15 protein-coding genes are annotated in these 15,529 nt (G+C 71.7%); 6 read left to right on the plus strand and 9 right to left on the minus strand.

What is annotated here, in order from left to right:
• Positions 1-82 precede the first annotated feature (82 nt).
• A complete protein-coding gene (locus tag ACTVZO_RS45015; RefSeq protein ID WP_443304409.1) occupies positions 83-922 on the minus strand; it encodes an AfsR/SARP family transcriptional regulator in 840 nt (279 codons plus the stop codon).
• A gap of 290 nt (positions 923-1,212) precedes the next feature.
• Positions 1,213-1,812 (minus strand): ScbR family autoregulator-binding transcription factor, encoded by a 600-nt coding sequence (locus tag ACTVZO_RS45020; RefSeq protein WP_443304410.1) that lies wholly within the window; start codon positions 1,810-1,812, stop codon positions 1,213-1,215.
• Between the two features lie 526 nt (positions 1,813-2,338).
• Here ACTVZO_RS45020 and ACTVZO_RS45025 point away from each other — a divergent pair.
• Positions 2,339-3,340: a ScbA/BarX family gamma-butyrolactone biosynthesis protein gene (locus tag ACTVZO_RS45025; RefSeq protein WP_443304411.1), complete on the plus strand. Its 1,002-nt coding sequence runs from the start codon at positions 2,339-2,341 to the stop codon at positions 3,338-3,340.
• A 356-nt stretch (positions 3,341-3,696) separates the two neighbouring features.
• Complete coding sequence (locus ACTVZO_RS45030) at positions 3,697-4,359, plus strand: ScbR family autoregulator-binding transcription factor (protein WP_443304412.1); 663 nt, start codon at positions 3,697-3,699, stop codon at positions 4,357-4,359.
• Between the two features lie 122 nt (positions 4,360-4,481).
• Here ACTVZO_RS45030 and ACTVZO_RS45035 read toward each other — a convergent pair whose 3' ends face one another.
• The 4 genes from ACTVZO_RS45035 to ACTVZO_RS45050 all read right to left on the minus strand — a co-directional run bounded on the left by ACTVZO_RS45035 (position 4,482) and on the right by ACTVZO_RS45050 (position 9,487).
• Positions 4,482-4,871, minus strand: coding sequence for a DUF6009 family protein (locus ACTVZO_RS45035; protein ID WP_443304413.1), 390 nt, complete (start codon positions 4,869-4,871; stop codon positions 4,482-4,484).
• Complete coding sequence (locus tag ACTVZO_RS45040) at positions 4,868-6,487, minus strand: DNA primase family protein (protein ID WP_443304414.1); 1,620 nt, start codon at positions 6,485-6,487, stop codon at positions 4,868-4,870. Before ACTVZO_RS45040 ends, ACTVZO_RS45035 begins: the two co-directional genes overlap by 4 nt.
• Positions 6,484-7,602 carry a bifunctional DNA primase/polymerase gene (locus tag ACTVZO_RS45045; RefSeq protein ID WP_443304415.1) on the minus strand — a complete coding sequence of 373 codons (1,119 nt, stop codon included), beginning with the start codon at positions 7,600-7,602 and terminating at the stop codon, positions 6,484-6,486. Before ACTVZO_RS45045 ends, ACTVZO_RS45040 begins: the two co-directional genes overlap by 4 nt.
• Positions 7,603-8,131: 529 nt before the next feature.
• On the minus strand, positions 8,132-9,487 hold the full coding sequence (locus ACTVZO_RS45050; protein ID WP_443304449.1) for an AMP-binding protein: 1,356 nt from the start codon (positions 9,485-9,487) through the stop codon (positions 8,132-8,134).
• A gap of 97 nt (positions 9,488-9,584) precedes the next feature.
• Here ACTVZO_RS45050 and ACTVZO_RS45055 point away from each other — a divergent pair, with 97 nt between their 5' ends.
• Positions 9,585-10,148: an anthrone oxygenase family protein gene (locus ACTVZO_RS45055; protein WP_443304416.1), complete on the plus strand. Its 564-nt coding sequence runs from the start codon at positions 9,585-9,587 to the stop codon at positions 10,146-10,148.
• Between the two features lie 76 nt (positions 10,149-10,224).
• Positions 10,225-10,737, plus strand: a complete 513-nt coding sequence (locus ACTVZO_RS45060) for a GNAT family N-acetyltransferase (protein WP_443304417.1) — start codon at positions 10,225-10,227, stop codon at positions 10,735-10,737.
• Here ACTVZO_RS45060 and ACTVZO_RS45065 read toward each other — a convergent pair.
• Together ACTVZO_RS45065 and ACTVZO_RS45070 are read right to left on the minus strand one after the other, a co-directional pair.
• The gene (locus tag ACTVZO_RS45065) at positions 10,734-11,771 is read right to left on the minus strand and encodes an AraC family transcriptional regulator (protein WP_443304418.1); all 1,038 of its coding nucleotides are present in this window, start codon (positions 11,769-11,771) and stop codon (positions 10,734-10,736) included. The genes ACTVZO_RS45060 and ACTVZO_RS45065 overlap by 4 nt on opposite strands.
• A gap of 1 nt (position 11,772) precedes the next feature.
• Positions 11,773-12,624, minus strand: coding sequence for an NmrA family NAD(P)-binding protein (locus ACTVZO_RS45070; protein WP_443304419.1), 852 nt, complete (start codon positions 12,622-12,624; stop codon positions 11,773-11,775).
• Between the two features lie 165 nt (positions 12,625-12,789).
• On the opposite strand from ACTVZO_RS45070, the gene ACTVZO_RS45075 reads away from it, so the two are divergent.
• Positions 12,790-13,341: a flavoprotein gene (locus ACTVZO_RS45075; protein WP_443304420.1), complete on the plus strand. Its 552-nt coding sequence runs from the start codon at positions 12,790-12,792 to the stop codon at positions 13,339-13,341.
• A gap of 27 nt (positions 13,342-13,368) precedes the next feature.
• Here ACTVZO_RS45075 and ACTVZO_RS45080 read toward each other — a convergent pair whose 3' ends face one another.
• Entirely contained in the window at positions 13,369-14,538 is a 1,170-nt protein-coding gene (locus ACTVZO_RS45080) for an epoxide hydrolase family protein (protein ID WP_443304421.1), read from the minus strand.
• 277 nt (positions 14,539-14,815) lie between these two features.
• Here ACTVZO_RS45080 and ACTVZO_RS45085 point away from each other — a divergent pair, with 277 nt between their 5' ends.
• Positions 14,816-15,463: a ScbR family autoregulator-binding transcription factor gene (locus ACTVZO_RS45085; RefSeq protein WP_443304422.1), complete on the plus strand. Its 648-nt coding sequence runs from the start codon at positions 14,816-14,818 to the stop codon at positions 15,461-15,463.
• The last annotated feature ends 66 nt before the right edge of the window (positions 15,464-15,529 follow it).

Below are 15,529 nucleotides of genomic sequence, written 5' to 3' on the forward strand. Positions count from 1 at the left end.
TCGGCCCCGACCTGTGGCTGTCCGGTCGCGCGGCCGCACCTCCGGGCCGTCCGCGGCGTACCGGATGTCGTGTGCGGGCATCTCAGCCCACGCGTACCAGTCGCTCGTTGCCGCTCTCCGCCACCCCCGCCGGGCTTTCGGGGCCCGCCATCAGGATCGAGCGCTGCAGCCTGCGCAGCGAGGCCGAAGGCTCGAGGCCGAGCTCGCGCACGAGGACTCCGCGCAGCCGCTGGTAGACGTCGAGCGCCTCGCCGCGGCGGCCGGAGCGGTGCAGGGCCAGCATGAACTGGCCGTGCAGGTTCTCGTGCGTGCGGTACCGGCTGGCCAGCACGGTCAGCTCGGCGAGCAGCTCCCGGTGCCGTCCGATCCGCAGATCGGCCTCGATCCGCTGGTCGAGGGCGCACAGCCGGGTCTCCTCCAGCCTGCGGGTCTCCATGTCGAGCTGGATGCCGCCGTGCACGTCCGCGAAGGCCGGACCCGACCACAGGGCCAGCGCCTCGCGCAGCAGCCGGGCCGCGCCCGGGAAGTCGCCCCCGTCCATGGCCCGGTAGCCCATGCCGGCGAGCCGGTCGAACTCGCGGACGTCGCTGGTTCCGCCGCCGCTGTTGAGCAGGTAGCCGCCGGGCAGCGTGACGAGCACGTCCTTGGCCGTACGCCGGCCTTCGCCCCCCTCGCCCCCTTCGCCCTGCTCCAGGGCCGTCGCGATGAGGGTCCGCAGCTGCAGCACGTACGTCTGCAGCGTGGTGCGGGCGCTGCGCGGCGGCGTCCCCGCCCACAACTCCTCGATCAGGGCCGACACCGGGACGACCTGGTCTGCGTGCAGGGCCAGCAGTGCCAGCACCTGTCGCGGCTTGGGGGCGGTCGGCGTCACGGAAACTCCCTGTTCCCGAACCGCCAGTGTGCCCAGTACTTCGATGTCCACGCCGTACTCCCCTGTCCGTGGATAAGCCTGACTCAGTAAAAAACAGGGCTGGCGGTTTGTCAATACGAAACCGACCGCGCTGTTTTTATTTCTTAGTTCACCTAACGACCCCTCAAATATGGCTCTGACCTGCACAAACGTAGGCCACGCCGCAGTGGCGTCACCTCGGGGCCCACTCCACCTCCCATCTAGAACCGCCCGAGGAGCAGGCAAACAAACCGGCAAGTCTTGAACATGACGAAGCCCCGGCCCTCGTGCGCACGCACGAAGACCGGGGCCCAGGTCACCACCTACAGCGGGCAGGTCCCCTCGGAGTCGAGGTCCGCGAGGAGAGCCGCCGGCACGACCGTCGGCAGCATCAGTCGCCAGAACCGGGTGACGGTGGAGGCCGAGAGCCACTCCGCCTCCCGCACGCCCAGCACCTCGAAACCCACGGTGGCGGCCACGACGGCGCTCACCACGTCCGAGGCGGTGACGTCCGGGCGCAACTCACCTTCGGCATCAGCCTGTTTGAGTGTCTCCTCAACCCACCGCCGCCACCACTCGCGCAGGTCGGCGTGGCGCGGGCGGGACATCTCACCACTCAGCTCGAACCCGGCGCGCAGCACCACGTCCGCGCGCAGCGCGGCCGCCAGCCGGTGGGTCACGTCGACCAGCAGCTGCATACGGCTCACCCCGAGCGGGAGCACGGCCGCGGTCACCGCCAGCAGCCGGGCGAGCGCCGCCTCCTCGACCGCGTCGGTCAGCGCGGCCTTGCTGATGAAGTGGTGGTGCAGCGCCCCGTTGCTCACCCCGGCCTGCGTACTGATCGCGGTGAGTGACGCCACCGCGAACCCCTCCCGGTCGAAGATCTCTGCCGCGGACCGGATCAGGGTGTCGCGCGTACGCAAAGCGCGTTCCTGTTTGACCATCAACTGCTCCGTCACTGCGAGGGGTTGCCGCGCCTGCGGAAGGCAGACGGGCCCGGGAGGCTGCCACGGAGCGGCCGAGGGAGGGTCCATGGCGCCCGGCACCACTTCCCTCACAGTCACACCAGACCATCCCCCGCGAGGCGGCCATGCTCCGTACATACCACTCTAACAAACCGCTTACGCGGTTTTTGATGCGGACGCCGCCCTCCCCCGAACAGGCCGTACGGCGGGCCAGCCCACGGCCACCCTCGACACCCGCACTAGAGAACCACTCGCGCCACTCTCGACACACGTGAGGAATGAAGCATCCTGAGACCGGCACTTGAGCGAGCGGATAGCCTCCGGACGCCCCTGAGCAGGGCGAACCGCTAAATGGGATAGGTCATTCCACTTACCTCCCTAGGCGGAGGCTCGGGTACCGCTAGAAATTAAACCGGTTGGTATGTATCTTTCGAGCCGAGGGGCTGAAGCGCCCGTCACTCGTCAGCGGAGCCCAGGGGGAGCAATGTCTGCGAGCACGTTCCACATCGAACGCCCGGCGATCGCCGCATACCAGGCGGCCTTCACGGCGGAGCCGCGGTCCTATCTGGCCGCACTCCGCTGCGCCACCCTGACCACCACCGTGCCCAAGGAACTGGTGCACCGGGCGGCCGTGGCCGAGGTCATGCTCACCGGCTGGCAGCGGGAGGACGACACCCGGTTCCGGGTGGAGGCGCAGTGGCCGCGCAGCCACAGCTTCTTCGTCCCCATCGACGGTAAAGACCACGACCCGCTCATGATCACCGAGACGATCCGGCAGGCCGGGGCCCTCCTCTCGCACACCGAGTTCGGCGTCCCCCTCGGCTACCAGTTCCTGATCAGAGAGATCGGCCTCACCGTCCACCCGGAGCACCTCGAAGTGCACCAGACGCCGGCCTCCCTCGATATCGAGGTCACGTGCTTCGACATAAAGCTCCGGGGAAACCGCCTGTCGGGGATGACCTACGACTCCGTCGTCCGCCGTGACGGAGCGATCGTGGCCACGGGGCGGATCTCCTTCACCTGCGTCAGCCCGGCCGTCTACGAACGGGTCCGTCCCCAGCACGTCTTCAGCCCGGACCACCGCCCGGTCACCCTGACCGCTCCCACGGCGCCGCAGAACGTGGGGCGCACTTCGCCGGCCGACGTGGTGCTCTCCCCCATCGGTCACAGCAACCGCTGGCTGCTGCGGCTCAACACCCGCCACCCCGTGCTGTTCGACCACCCGGTCGACCACGTCCCGGGCATGCTGCTCCTCGAAGCCGCCCGGCAGGGCGCGGCCGCCGTGCTGAATCGTTCCTCGTTCCTCCCGCTCAGTGTCAAGACCGAGTACAAGCAGTACACGGAACTGGACGAGCCGTGCTTCATCGAGGCCCACCGGCTCGGCCCCGCCGAACCCGGAGGGCACGAAAGGGTGCGCATCACGGGCCACCAGGGCGGGGCCCTCACCTTCAGCTCCCTCGTGACGGCGGCTCCGGACGGCGACTGACCCGAAGGCCCCACGGTTCCGGATCCCGCGCAGCGACGCCCACGAGAAGCCCGTACGGCCGCGGCTGCGCCCGGAAGGCTCGCCCCGCGGTACTCGACACTTCGCCCCTTTCAACGTTCCCGCTGTTCAGGTGGCCTGTGCCGCATGGCGCTGGCATCCCGACCGACGTCGGCGCGAGGTCACGTACACGGCTCCGTGACGTCCGCCACAAAGACCACCGGACGCTCCTTCGCCGGTCGGACATGCCCAAGTCGGTCATGTGTTGGTTGGCTCTGGGATCGTCCGCTGTAAGATACGAACTAGACGGTTTGTATACGGAGCCTTTCCAAGGGTTCGTCAACCAAGTGGAGGGCATCATGGCGGAGCAGGAACGGGCCATCCGCACGCGTGGAGCCATCCTGCTGGCGGCGGCGAAGGTCTTCCAGGAGCGCGGCTTCCAGACGGCGACGATCTCGGAGATCCTCTCCACCGCCGGGGTGACCAAGGGCGCCCTCTACTTCCACTTCCAGTCGAAGGACGAGCTGGCCGAGGGGGTGCTGGCCGCACAGCACCAGGATCTCGTCATCCCCGACCGCACGACCAAGCTCCAGGAGATCGTGGACATGGTCGCGCTCCACACCTACCGGCTGCAGACCAACCCCATGGTCCGGGCCAGCGTGCGCCTGGCGATGGACCAGCGCGCTGGCGACCTCGACCGCAGCGGCCCTTGGCAGGACTGGGTCTACGGCGTGCAGGCCAAGCTGGAGCTCGCGCAGGCACAGGGGGAACTGCTCCCCCAGGTCCAGCCCGCCGAGACCGCTGCCGTCATCGTCGGCGCCTACGGCGGAGTCCAGTCGATGTCGCAGGCGATCAGCGACTACGAGGACCTCGTGGTCAGGGTCTCCGCACTGCTGCGCCACCTGCTGCCCAGCATCTCCCAGCCTTCGGTCCTGCCGTCCCTGGATCTCTCCGAGACCCGGGGCAAGCATGTCTACGAAGAGGCCGTGGAGTACTCCAAGCAGCTGGCTGCCGCCGGTTAGCACAACAGGTTGTGCACGCGCGCACGCACACCCCTGCCCGACCGGGTAGAAGTTGATCTCCAGCCCGATGAAAAATACCGCCTGTCCTGTTCTTTTTCAATGCCTGCTCATGCACCGGACACCTACGGCATCAGGCCCCGCACAGCCGACGACATCGGCCCGCCCTCCGAGCGCTCCGTCTTGCGTCCCTTGGTACCCGGAGCCAGCGTCCGCGCGTCCACCGCCTCCGCCGGCGCCCCCGTCGCGTACAGACCGTCCGGGTCGCTGTCCCGGTCGTGCGGGAGCAGCCAGAACACCCGCCGGCGGAACGTGCCGGAGGAGCGGGAGGGCTTCGCCCCCGGTCCCAGCAGCGCGTAGCCGACCATCCGCCCGTCGCGGTGGTAGGCGGGCCTGCCGCGCCGGGTCGGCAGCCGGTCCAGGCTCTGCCGGACGTAGTCGAGCCCGCTGATGTCCTCGAGCCAGACGAGGTCCACTTCGTGGACGATCTCGTCCTCTGCGATGAGGGCGCTCATGCTGTCTCCTCGTCCGCGAGCAGGCCGATGCCCGGGTAGTACTTGCGCTGGTTGGACAGGATCATTTCCTTCGGCGAGGCCAGTCCCACCACCTCGCGGACCCGTGCCGCGAAGGCCCGGGAAGAGATCGCCGGGGCGCCCTCATTCTGGCACCAGCCCCTGTAGGCCGCGTACAGCGTGGCCTGCTCGGCGCGCAGTTCGGGATCGAGCCGGCAGGCCTCGCCGATGAAGCGCCCGGTGTGGTCCTCGGTCTCCGCGTACGCCGTGGTGGCGATACGGACCCGTTCGGGGCCGGTGAGGTCCTTGTCGCCGCCCAGGTAGCGGCGGGCGCCCTCGATGAGCCAGTTGAGGATGCCGGGGCCTTCCTGGGTGACGAGGACGTCCGCCAGGTTGTCGATCTTGCGGTCGTCGGAGACGACCCGCTCGAACGGGATCAGCCGCATGCGCCGCCAGAACGCGAACCCGCCGGTGCCCACCTCGGGACGGTGGTTGCCCAGCAGCCACAGCTTGTGCGTCGGCTCGAAGCTGAAGAAGTCCTGCCGCATCCGCCGGGCCTTGATGCGGTCACCGCCGGTGAGCAGCTTGACCCGGGCCTCGTCGAACCGGTCCCCCGGCTTCACCTCGCTGCACACGATCACCCGCCGTCCGTGCAGTTCGGCGAGGTCGGTCGGGTGCCCCTCGTACGGCCGGGCCATCAGGAAGCCGGGCGGCGCCGCGTCCGCGTAGTCGCCGAGCAGCTTCATCAGGACGTCCAGCAGTACGGACTTGCCGTTCTTGCCGGACCCGAACAGGAACGGCATGACCTGGGCGCCCACGTCCCCGGTCACCGAGTAGCCCAGCAGCAGCTGCAGGAAGTCGATCATCTGCGCGCCCTCCGGCCCCTCACCGAAGGTGTCGGTCAGGAAGCGGTTCCAGCGCGGCGTGGGCATCGGCTGCGGCGCCGCCGAGGTGGAGCGGGAGTGGAAGTCACGCGCGGGGTCGGAGGGGCGGATGTGACCGGTGCGCAGGTCCACGACACCGGCGGGCGTGCACAGCGCGTACGGGTCGGCGTCCAGCCGCGCCGCGTTGAGGACCATGCCCGGGGCGGACTTCGCCTGCGCGAGCATGGCGTTCATCCCGCTGGTGCTGAGCGCGCGCCGGCGGTGCTGCTGGAGCGCGGCCGGGGTGTACACGCCGCGCGGGTCGGTGGTGGCGATGGACTCCGCCAGGTCGCCCGCGGCCCACACCGCGGTGTCGTCCTCGTCGATCTGCCAGCGGGTGCAGTCCCAGCGGAACCAGCCGATCCCGGGCACGTGCCGGTAGTCGTTGGAGTAGAGCTTGACGAACAGCTTGGCGTTGCCGCGGTCGGTGAGCGTGTCGGGCAGCAGCCCGTCCGCCGTCGCCTCCCCGCCGGCGACCGCAGCACCGGAGTCGGCAGCACCGGAGCCGGCAGCACCGGAGCCGGCAGCAGCGGAAACCGGAGCACCGGCAACCGGAGCACCGGCAACCGGAATACCGGCCACCGTCTCCGAATCCCCAGGCTCCCGGGGCGCCGGTACGGGCGGCTGCGCGAGGATCTGCGCCGCGACCGCCTGCACGTCGAACTCGGAGAGCAGGCTCTCCTGGTCCCTGGTCATGCCCGGCCCCCCGGCGTCAGCGGGCGTGCCAGACCGGCACGCAGCCCGCTGCGGATGATGGCCCCGCAGCGGCCCTCCTGCCCCGGCCGGGCCCGCTCGGCCTCGTCGCGCAGGGCCCGCGTGGCCGCGGCCTCGGTCAGGTGCCCGGCGGCGACCAGGCCGCCGGCGGTGTAGGCGGCGCGGTTCAGCTTCTCGGAGAAGGCCGCCCCCTCGGGCACGCCGGCGCACGCGGCGACCTCGGCGAGCACACCCGCCAGGACCCGCCGGGCGACCCCCTCGCCGCCCCCGGCCGCGAGGACGGCCTGCCGGGCCCGCGGCGGCACGGGCCGGGGCCCGGTGGCCGCGGTCCCGGCCCCGGGAGCCAGATGCCCGGTGCGCTCCAGCTCCCGCGCGAGCCAGTCCGGCAGCGGCGCGGGTTCCCGTACGGACCCCAGGGCGCGGTAGGCGCCCGCGCGGGTCACGGTCCCCGGAGCCACGATGTAGCCGCCGCGGGCGCGTACGTCCACCTGCCAGGCAAGGGCACGCCCCGAGCCCGAGCCGGTGGAGCACTGCCACCGCCGCCCGCCGGCCTGGTACCAGACGTGCAGCCCGCCCGACGGCGTGCGCACGCGCAGCGTCGAGGCGTCCTGAGCCGGGCTGACCGCGCCGCGCAGGGCGGCCAGCACCCCCAGGGTGTGAAAGCCGTTGGCGAGCCCCGTCAGATCGATCCCGGCGGAGATCCCGATGCCGGGCAGCAGCCGGTCACGGCCGGGCAGGGCCCGCTCGTGCGCGTCGACGTCGATGACGACCAGGTCCGCCGGACCCGTCGCCACACCGACGCCCAGATCCGGCCGGGAGCCCCACCACTGCTCGATGCGGTCCGCGTCGAGCGTGGCCGCGTGGAATCCGTGGCACCAGCGACCCGCCCGGAGACAGTCGCACCGCGCCCGGTCGTGGCCCGGCCCGCGGCACGCGTCGCAGTTGCCCACGGGCGTCTTGCGGCCCGCGGCAAGGGGATGGACCGGCCATCCCTGCCGGGCACACCACTTGGCAGTCGTCACAGGGAGCCCAGCGACCGGCGCAGTTCTCGTGCACTGCGCTGGGTCGCTGCGGGAATCCCGCAGCTCAGCTGCCATTCACATCCCCCATCAGCGACTGAAGCGACTCAACGCCGAAAATCAGATTAGCGAAACCCCTGGGAAGCGAGAGGCAGTTGAGCCGGAACAGATGTGCGCCTCCCCCAGGCGGGCCGGCGACTGGCCGACCCCCGCCCAGCGACCGGGTCTCCTCCGGTCGCTGGGCGGGTTGCTCACAGAACACCAGGTCACAGACGTACGCAAGCAACAACAGCGACTGAAGCGACTCAAGGTCGGTATATATGACGCACACACACGCACACACGCACGCGCAGGAATGTCTTCATATACCGCAGACTTGGGTCGCTTCAGTCGCTGAGAAACCCGCCCCACCCCCCTGACCTGGGGTTTTTCCCGGATGCGCGGAGCGACCGAGAGGGTCCCCGGTCGCTCGCCCCCGGTCGCTGAACCCCCGTAGCCGCCTTCCGGGCCTGCCCTAGCCCTCCTGGGCCGGGCCTTGAGCGGACAGCGAGCCGCGGTGGCCGAAACACGCCCACCGCGGCCCACCGCGGCCCTCCCCACTGGCCGCTCAGCCCTCCTGAGGGCCGAACTCCCCCGTCAGCAGCAGCTTCTTCTGCGGCTTGCCCATCGCGTTGCGCGGCAGCGAGGTCACGAACCGCACCTCCCGCGGGCGTTTGTGCACGGACAGGTGCGCGGCCACGAAGTCGGTGAGTTCCGCCCCCGTGACCCCCTCGGCGACGACGAACGCGACGATGCGCTGCCCGAGGTCCGGGTCCGGAACGCCGATCACGGCCGCCTCGGACACCTTGGGATGGTCCAGCAGGGCGTTCTCGATCTCCCCCGCCCCGATCCGGTAACCGCCTGACTTGATCATGTCGATGGAGGCCCGGCCCACGATCCGGTGCACGCCGTCCGCCTCGTCCACGGCCGCGATGTCACCCGTACGGAACCAGCCGTCCTCGGTGTACGCGGCGGCGGTGGCCTCCGGGCGCCCCAGGTATCCGGCGAACAAGGTCGGCCCCGTGAGCTGGAGTTCGCCGATCTCGGCGCCGGGCTCGGCGACGATCCGGGTCCGGATCCCGGGCAGCGGGGTGCCGACCGTACCGGGGCGGACCTCCCCGCCCGCGCGGCCGCTGATGGTGATCAGCGTCTCGGTCATGCCGTACCGCTCCACGGGCCGCAGCCCGGTCAGCCGCTCCAGGTCCCGGAAGACCGGCGCGGGCAGGGCGGCGCTGCCGGAGACCAGCAGCCGGGCCCCGGACAGCGCGGCGGCCGCCTGCGGAGCCCCGGCGATCCGGGACCACACCGTCGGCACCCCGAAGTACAGGCTGCCGCCCGCCGCCGCGTAGGCCTCGGGCGTCGGCCGCCCGGTGTGCACGAGCCGGCTGCCGGTGCGCAGGGCGCCCAGTACGCCGAGCACCAGCCCGTGTACGTGGAACAGCGGCAGCCCGTGCACCAGCGTGTCCTCGGCGGTCCACTGCCAGGCACCGGCCAGCGCGTCCAGGTCGGCGGCGAGGGCCGCACCGGTGAGCACCACGCCCTTGGGCGCTCCGGTGGTCCCCGAGGTGTAGAGGATCATCGCGGGGTCCTCGGGCGCCGGCTCCTCCCCCGACCAGCCGGAGGAGCGCCGGGCGAAGTCCACGTCGACGAGGACCGCCCCGGAGTCGCGCAGGATGTGCTCGCGCTCGGCCGGCCCGGCGTCGGGCGGCAGCGGTACGAGCGGCACCCCGGCCAGCAGCCCGCCCACCGCGGCGGCGACGGTCTCCAGCGAGGCCGTCGCCGTCACCGCGAAGGCGGGGGCCCCGGCCACGTCGGCGGCGACCGCGCGGGCGGCGCCGAGGAGGTCCTCGTAGGAAGCGGAGCGGCCGGCGACGCTCACCGCGTCCGGCCGGTCCCCGTACACCCCGTCGAGCGCGGTCAGCATGGTTGGCATGGTCGGCAACTCCCCTTCGCACCTGGCCTGCACGGCCTGCACGCCGCGCCCAGACTACGGCCGGTCATACCCCTATGATCGGCGGGACTTGACCGTTCGACGACTGCTCGCCGAGCACTTCGGCGCGTGCTTCGACGACAGCGGGGAGACCGGCGTGGAAACGGCACGGTTCGCGGCCCTGATCGCCGCGACGATCACGATGGGCCTCGTCAGCGGCCTGTTCTACGGGTTCTCGGTGTCCGTGATGCCGGGCCTGCGGCGCACTGACGACCGGACGGTCATCGAGGTGATGCAGCGCATCAACGTGGCCATCCTCAACGGCTGGTTCCTGCTCGGCTACGTCGGCTCCCTCGTCTTCACCGGGCTGGCGCTCGCCCTGTCCCTGCCCGCCGGCGGGCGCGACGTACTGCCCGCGGTGATCGGCGCGTTCGTCTGCTGCGTCCTGGCGATGGGCATCACGGCCCGGGTGAACATCCCGCTGAACAACGCCCTGGAACAGGCCGGTCCCGTCGACCGGATCGCCGACCCGTCCGCCGTCCGCCGCGCCTTCGAACAGCCGTGGGTACGGGCCAACGTGTGGCGGACGGTGCTGTCCACGGCGTCGCTCGGCCTCCTCGCGTGGGCGCTGGTCCTGCACGGGCAGAGCGCCTAGCACGAGCCCCCGGCGCGTCCGGCAGTTCCGGCAATCTCCGGTGCTTCCGGACCGCCGGAGGCCCTACGCTGATCGCATGATCAGCACCTCAGCCTGCCGCCTGGAGCCCGTGACCGCCGCGAACGTCGACGCGGTGTGCGCGATACAGGTCCGCCCCGATCAGGCGCACCTCGTCTCCCCGGTGGTCAAGTCACTGGCCGAGGCGTACGTCCACGGGGACGTCGCCTGGCCCCGGGCCATCGTCGACGGCGACGAGGTCGTCGGCTTCGTCATGGCCTTCCTCGACATCCAGTGGGACCCGGCCCGCGACCCCGCAGACCGGCGCTCCGGCCTCTGGCGCCTGAACATCGCCGCCGCCCACCAGGGCAAGGGCTACGGCAGTTTCGCGGTCGCCGCGGTCGTCGAGGAGCTCCGCCGCCGCGGCGCCTCCCGCGCGTACGTCACCTGGGACCCGGGCGCCGGCACGCCCGAGCCCTTCTACCTGGGCCTGGGCTTCCGCCTCACCGGCGAGCTCAGCGGCGACCAGCGCGTCGGCGAACTCCTCCTGCCCCAAGCCCCGTCCCAGGCCCCGTCCCAGGCCCCGTCCTAGGGGCTCTCCCGGGCCGGCTCCGTGAGGACCAGCGTGCGCGGCAGCCCGCACGCCGCATCCCCCGCCGCATCCCCCACCGCATCCCCCACCGCGGCCACCGCCCCCGAACGGAACTGCTGCGGGCTGACACCCCGTACCCGCTTGAACGCCGTCGACAACGCGAACGCGCTGCCGTACCCGACCCGCCGGGCCACCGTGGCGACGGTGGCTTCCGGTTCGCGCAGCAGGTCCGCCGCGAGCGCGAGGCGCCAGCCCGTCAGATAGGCGACCGGCGGTTCGCCCACCACGCCCGTGAACCGCCGTGCCAGCGAGGCCCGCGAGACCCCCGTCCTGAGCGCGAGTTCCTCCACCGTCCACCCGTGCGCCGGATCCTCGTGCAGCAGCCGCAGCGCCGGGCCGACCACCGGATCGCTCTGCGCCCGGTACCAGCCCGGGGCCCCCGACCCCGGGGCCGCGAGCCAGGCCCGCAGCACACCGATCAGCAGCAGGTCGAGCAGCCGGTCCAGGACGAGGTCCTGCCCCGGCTCGTCCCGGGAGATCTCCGAGGCGAGCAGGGCGATCAGCGTGGCGTCCGCGGCCCCCGCCGGCCGGACCACGATCGTGGGCAGCGCGCCCAGCAGCCGGCGCCCGATCTCGCTCGGCGCCTGGTAGGTGCCGCTCAGCATCACCGCCGACCCCTCGTCCTGATGCCCCTCACCCCAGGTCCGGACGCCCAGCAGCATCGATTCGCTGACGTCCTCGCCCGCCTGCGTACTGCACCGCTGGTCCGGCCCCACCCGGATCTGCACCGGGGTGCCCGGGGCGTCGGCCACCGTGTACGGCGCGGGTCCCCGGACCAGGGCCACGTCCCCGGGGCTGATCCGCACCCGCTCCCCCACGTCCGGCAGCAGCCACGCCGATCCGCGCACCATGGTCACCACCGACAGCGGGGCGCGGTCCTCGATGCGCATGGCCCACGGCGGGTTGAGGAGGGACTTCTGGAGGAAGGCGCCCCGGGCGTTGGGGCCTTCGAGGAGACCGGTCAGCGTGTCCATCTCAGGACCGTACGTCCCAGACCCCACTGGCGGCCGCCTCCCGGGCGAAGTCGGCGAAGTCCCGGGGCGGACGCCCCAGCACCTCCTGCACCCCGTGCACCAGGTGCGCGTTGCGCCCGTCCAGGATCAGCGCGAAGAGGTCGGCGAACTCCTCCGGCAGGCCGTTCTCGCGCAACACCGCCCGGTAGTCCTCGTCGGAGACCGGCACGTAGGCGATCTCCCGTCCCGTCACCTTCGACAGCTCGGCGGCGACGTCGGAGAAGCTGAGCAGGCGCGGGCCCGAGAGCTCGTACGTCCTGCCGATGTGCCGGTCGTCGCCCAGCGCGGCCACGACCACGTCGGCGATGTCGTCGGTGTCGACGAAGGGCTCGACGGCGTCCGCGGTCGGCAGCGCGATCTCACCGGCCAGTACGGGCTCCAGGAAGAAGCTCTCGTCGAAGTTCTGGTTGAACCAGCTGGCCCGTACGACGGTCCAGTCGGCGCCCGAAGCCTTCAGCGCGTCCTCGGCGCGCTGCGCGGCCTCCTCCCCGCGCCCGGAGAGCAGCACCAGCCGGCGCGCCCCGGCGGCCACGGCCGCCACGGCGAACGCGCCGATCTGCTCGGCCGCGCCGGGGAACCCGAGGTCGGGGTAGTAGGTCACGTACACCCGGTCCACGCCCTCGAGCGCGGCCGGCCAGCCCGCGGGCTCGTTCCAGTCGAAGGCCGGGGTCCCGCTCCTGGATCCGACCCGGACCGGCCGCCCCTGGGCGGTGAGCTTCTCGGCCACGCGCCGCCCGGTCTTGCCGGTGCCCCCGATGACGAGGGTGGTCGGCTGCGCGGCGCCCTGCGTGGGGTTGTTCGTCGTCTGCGTCATGAGGACAGTCAAGTCCGGCCGCATGAGACGCGACATAGTCCAAGAGCTCAACCCCATACGCGAGCGTCTCACCGCGGCCCCGCCCGCCGCCCGCCCCGTCACCGGCCTCGAAGCGTCCACACCCTCAAGCATGGTTGAGGTCCAGCAATATGATCATATGGTGACATGACCACGAAGACTCTCTACCTGCTCTGCTCCGCGGCCCCGCCCGTCTTCGACGTAGCCCATGTGATCGAGGACGCCCAGGCCCGCGGCTGGGACGTCTGCCTGGGGCTCACCCCCACCGCGGCGCACTGGGTGGCGGGGAGCCTCGACGGACTGGCCGCCCTGACCGGCCACCCGGTGCGCTGGCAGTACAAGATGCCCGGGGAGGACGACGTATGGCCCGCGGCCGACGCCCTGCTCTTCGCCCCGGCCACGTTCAACTCGGTGAACTCCTGGGCCCTCGGCCTCACCGACCGCTTCGTCGTCGGCGTCGCCGCCGAGGCCATCGGCAAGGGCACCCCCGTCGTCGCCATGCCCTGCACGAACGCCGCCCTCGCCGCCCACCCCCAGTTCGACCAGTCCCTGGCCGTCCTGCGCACCGCCGGAGTCGAACTCCTCTACGGCGAGAGCGGCTTCACCCCCGGCCCCGCCGGCCCGGACGCCCCGCCCCACTTCCCGTGGCAGCTCGCCCTCGACGCCGTGAACCGCGCGGGCGGCAAGCCCCAGCCCTGACGGGCCGGTGGGGGCGCCGGGCGGCCGTCACACCTGCCGGAAGAAGGCCCGCACGTCCCCCACCAGCAGCTCCGGCACCTCCATGGCGGGGAAGTGCCCACCCCGGTCGTACGAGGTCCAGCGCACGATGTTGTCGGTCCGCGCGGCCACGTGCCGCAGCGGGATGAAGTTGTCCCGCGGGAAGTCGGCCAGCGCGGTCGGGGTCCGCGACACCTCGGGCGGCTGCCCGAAGTAGCCGGCGTGCGCCCGCTCGTAGTAGATCCGGGCAGCCGATCCGGCGGTCCCGGTCAGCCAGTACAGCATCACGTTGGTCAGCATCTGGTCCCGGTCGACCGGGCACCGGGGATCGCTCCACTCGGCGAACTTCTCCCCGATCCAGGCGAGCAGCCCCACCGGCGAGTCGTTCAGCCCGTACGCGAGGGTCTGCGGCCGGGTCGCCTGGATGTCGGCGTACCCCTGCCGTTCACGCGCCCAGACCCGGTACCGCTCCCAGGACGCGAGGGTCCGCTCCCGCTCGGCCGGGCTCAGCACGGCCAGCTCCTCCGCGCCCGGCTCCGCGGTCACCCCTCCCCCGGGCAGCAGGTTCAGGTGCACCCCGACCACGTTCTCCGGCCGGATCCGCCCCAGCTCCCGCGAGATCGCGGCCCCCCAGTCGCCGCCCTGGACCCCGTACGCCTCGTACCCGAGCCGCTCCATCAGCACCCCGAAGGCCCGCGCGACCCGCTTGAACTCCCAGCCCGTCTCCGTCGTCGGCCCGGACAGCCCGAAGCCGGGAATGCTCGGCAGCACCAGGTGGAAGGCGTCCGCGGGATCCCCGCCGTGCGCCCGCGGATCGGTGAGCGGACCGGCGACCCGCTGGAACTCGACGAACGACCCCGGCCAGCCGTGGGTCATCAGCAGGGGCCTGGCCCCCGGCTCCGGCGACCGCAGATGCGCGACGTGCACCGTGGCCCCGTCGATGACCGTGGTGAACTGTGGCCACTCGTTCAGCCGCGCCTCGGCCGCCCGCCAGTCGTAGGTGCCGCGCCAGTACTCCACGAGCTCGCGCATCTCCCCGAGCGGAATCCCGTACGCCCAGCCGACCCCGGGCAGCTCGTCGGGCCACCGCACCCGCCCCAGCCGCGCACCGAGATCGTCCAGCTCCCCCTGCCCCACATCGAGCCGGAACGCGCGCAGCTCTTCGCCAAGATCACTCATGGCCCCGATGCTAGGCCCGCCCGCCCCACCCCGTTAACGCCGTTAACGCCCCGACCGTTAACGGCGTTAACGCCGTTAACGCCCCCGCCCGAGCCCGACCGTTAACGGCGTTAACACCCTCCCCTCCCGAGCCGGGACCGTTAACGGCGTTAACGCCGTTAACGCCGTTAACGCCCGCCCGCCAAAAAGTACCTGTCGACTGGTTTTCTTAGCCGCGACCTGCCTACATTGACCCGCGGGAGTCGATCACGCACCAACCCCATCAGGAGACGCACACGTGGCACGGGCCAGGCAGGAACGGGCGGAGATCACCCGGCAGGCGATCCTGCACGGCGCGGCCATCGCCTTCGACCGCGCCGGATTCGACGGCACCAGCCTCAGCGACGTCGTCCGGCACGCCGGGGTCACCAAGGGCGCCCTCTACTTCCACTTCCAGTCCAAGGAAGCCCTCGCCCGCACCCTGATGGACGAGCAGTTCCAGGTCTCCCAGGACGTCCCCGCCATCGAGGACCCCGGGCTCCAGACGGCCATAGACCTGACCCACCAGATGGCCTTCGGGCTGCGCACCAACGTCCGCATCCGGGCCGGCATCCGTCTCGTCGTCGAGTTCGGCTCCTTCACCCGCCCCGACCCCGCCCCGTACAACACCTGGATCGAGACCAGCATCACCTGCCTGGCACCGGCCCAGGAACGCGGCGACCTCCTGCCGTCGCTCAACGTGAAGGACGTCTCGACCTTCCTGGTCGGCGCGTTCACCGGCATCCAGGTCACCTCGCACGTCCGCACCGGCCGTGACGACCTCCACGCACGGGTCGTCGACCTGTGGAACCTGGTGCTCCCCGGGATCGTCCCTGCAGACAGGATCTCCCGGTTCGACCCGGCGGGCTCGCCCGAGTGCCGGGCCGAACTCGCTCTGCCCGCCTGAGGACGGCGTTTCCAGGGCGGCCTCGCATACGCCGTGGTGAACCACGGGGGTGCTCGCTACGGCGTG

The organism is Streptomyces sp. IBSNAI002, from assembly GCF_052244475.1.
GTDB lineage: Bacteria > Actinomycetota > Actinomycetes > Streptomycetales > Streptomycetaceae > Streptomyces.

Excerpts from the sequence above, each read along its gene's own strand:
- ACTVZO_RS45025 (WP_443304411.1), top strand. The coding sequence starts at position 2,339 with ATGTCTGCGAGCACGTTCCACATCGAACGCCCGGCGATCGCCGCATAC.
- ACTVZO_RS45030 (WP_443304412.1), top strand. The coding sequence starts at position 3,697 with ATGGCGGAGCAGGAACGGGCCATCCGCACGCGTGGAGCCATCCTGCTG.
- ACTVZO_RS45035 (WP_443304413.1), bottom strand. The coding sequence starts at position 4,871 with ATGAGCGCCCTCATCGCAGAGGACGAGATCGTCCACGAAGTGGACCTC.
- ACTVZO_RS45040 (WP_443304414.1), bottom strand. The coding sequence starts at position 6,487 with ATGACCAGGGACCAGGAGAGCCTGCTCTCCGAGTTCGACGTGCAGGCG.
- ACTVZO_RS45045 (WP_443304415.1), bottom strand. The coding sequence starts at position 7,602 with ATGGCAGCTGAGCTGCGGGATTCCCGCAGCGACCCAGCGCAGTGCACG.
- ACTVZO_RS45050 (WP_443304449.1), bottom strand. The coding sequence starts at position 9,487 with ATGCTGACCGCGCTCGACGGGGTGTACGGGGACCGGCCGGACGCGGTG.
- ACTVZO_RS45060 (WP_443304417.1), top strand. The coding sequence starts at position 10,225 with ATGATCAGCACCTCAGCCTGCCGCCTGGAGCCCGTGACCGCCGCGAAC.
- ACTVZO_RS45065 (WP_443304418.1), bottom strand. The coding sequence starts at position 11,771 with ATGGACACGCTGACCGGTCTCCTCGAAGGCCCCAACGCCCGGGGCGCC.
- ACTVZO_RS45070 (WP_443304419.1), bottom strand. The coding sequence starts at position 12,624 with ATGACGCAGACGACGAACAACCCCACGCAGGGCGCCGCGCAGCCGACC.
- ACTVZO_RS45075 (WP_443304420.1), top strand. The coding sequence starts at position 12,790 with ATGACCACGAAGACTCTCTACCTGCTCTGCTCCGCGGCCCCGCCCGTC.
- ACTVZO_RS45080 (WP_443304421.1), bottom strand. The coding sequence starts at position 14,538 with ATGAGTGATCTTGGCGAAGAGCTGCGCGCGTTCCGGCTCGATGTGGGG.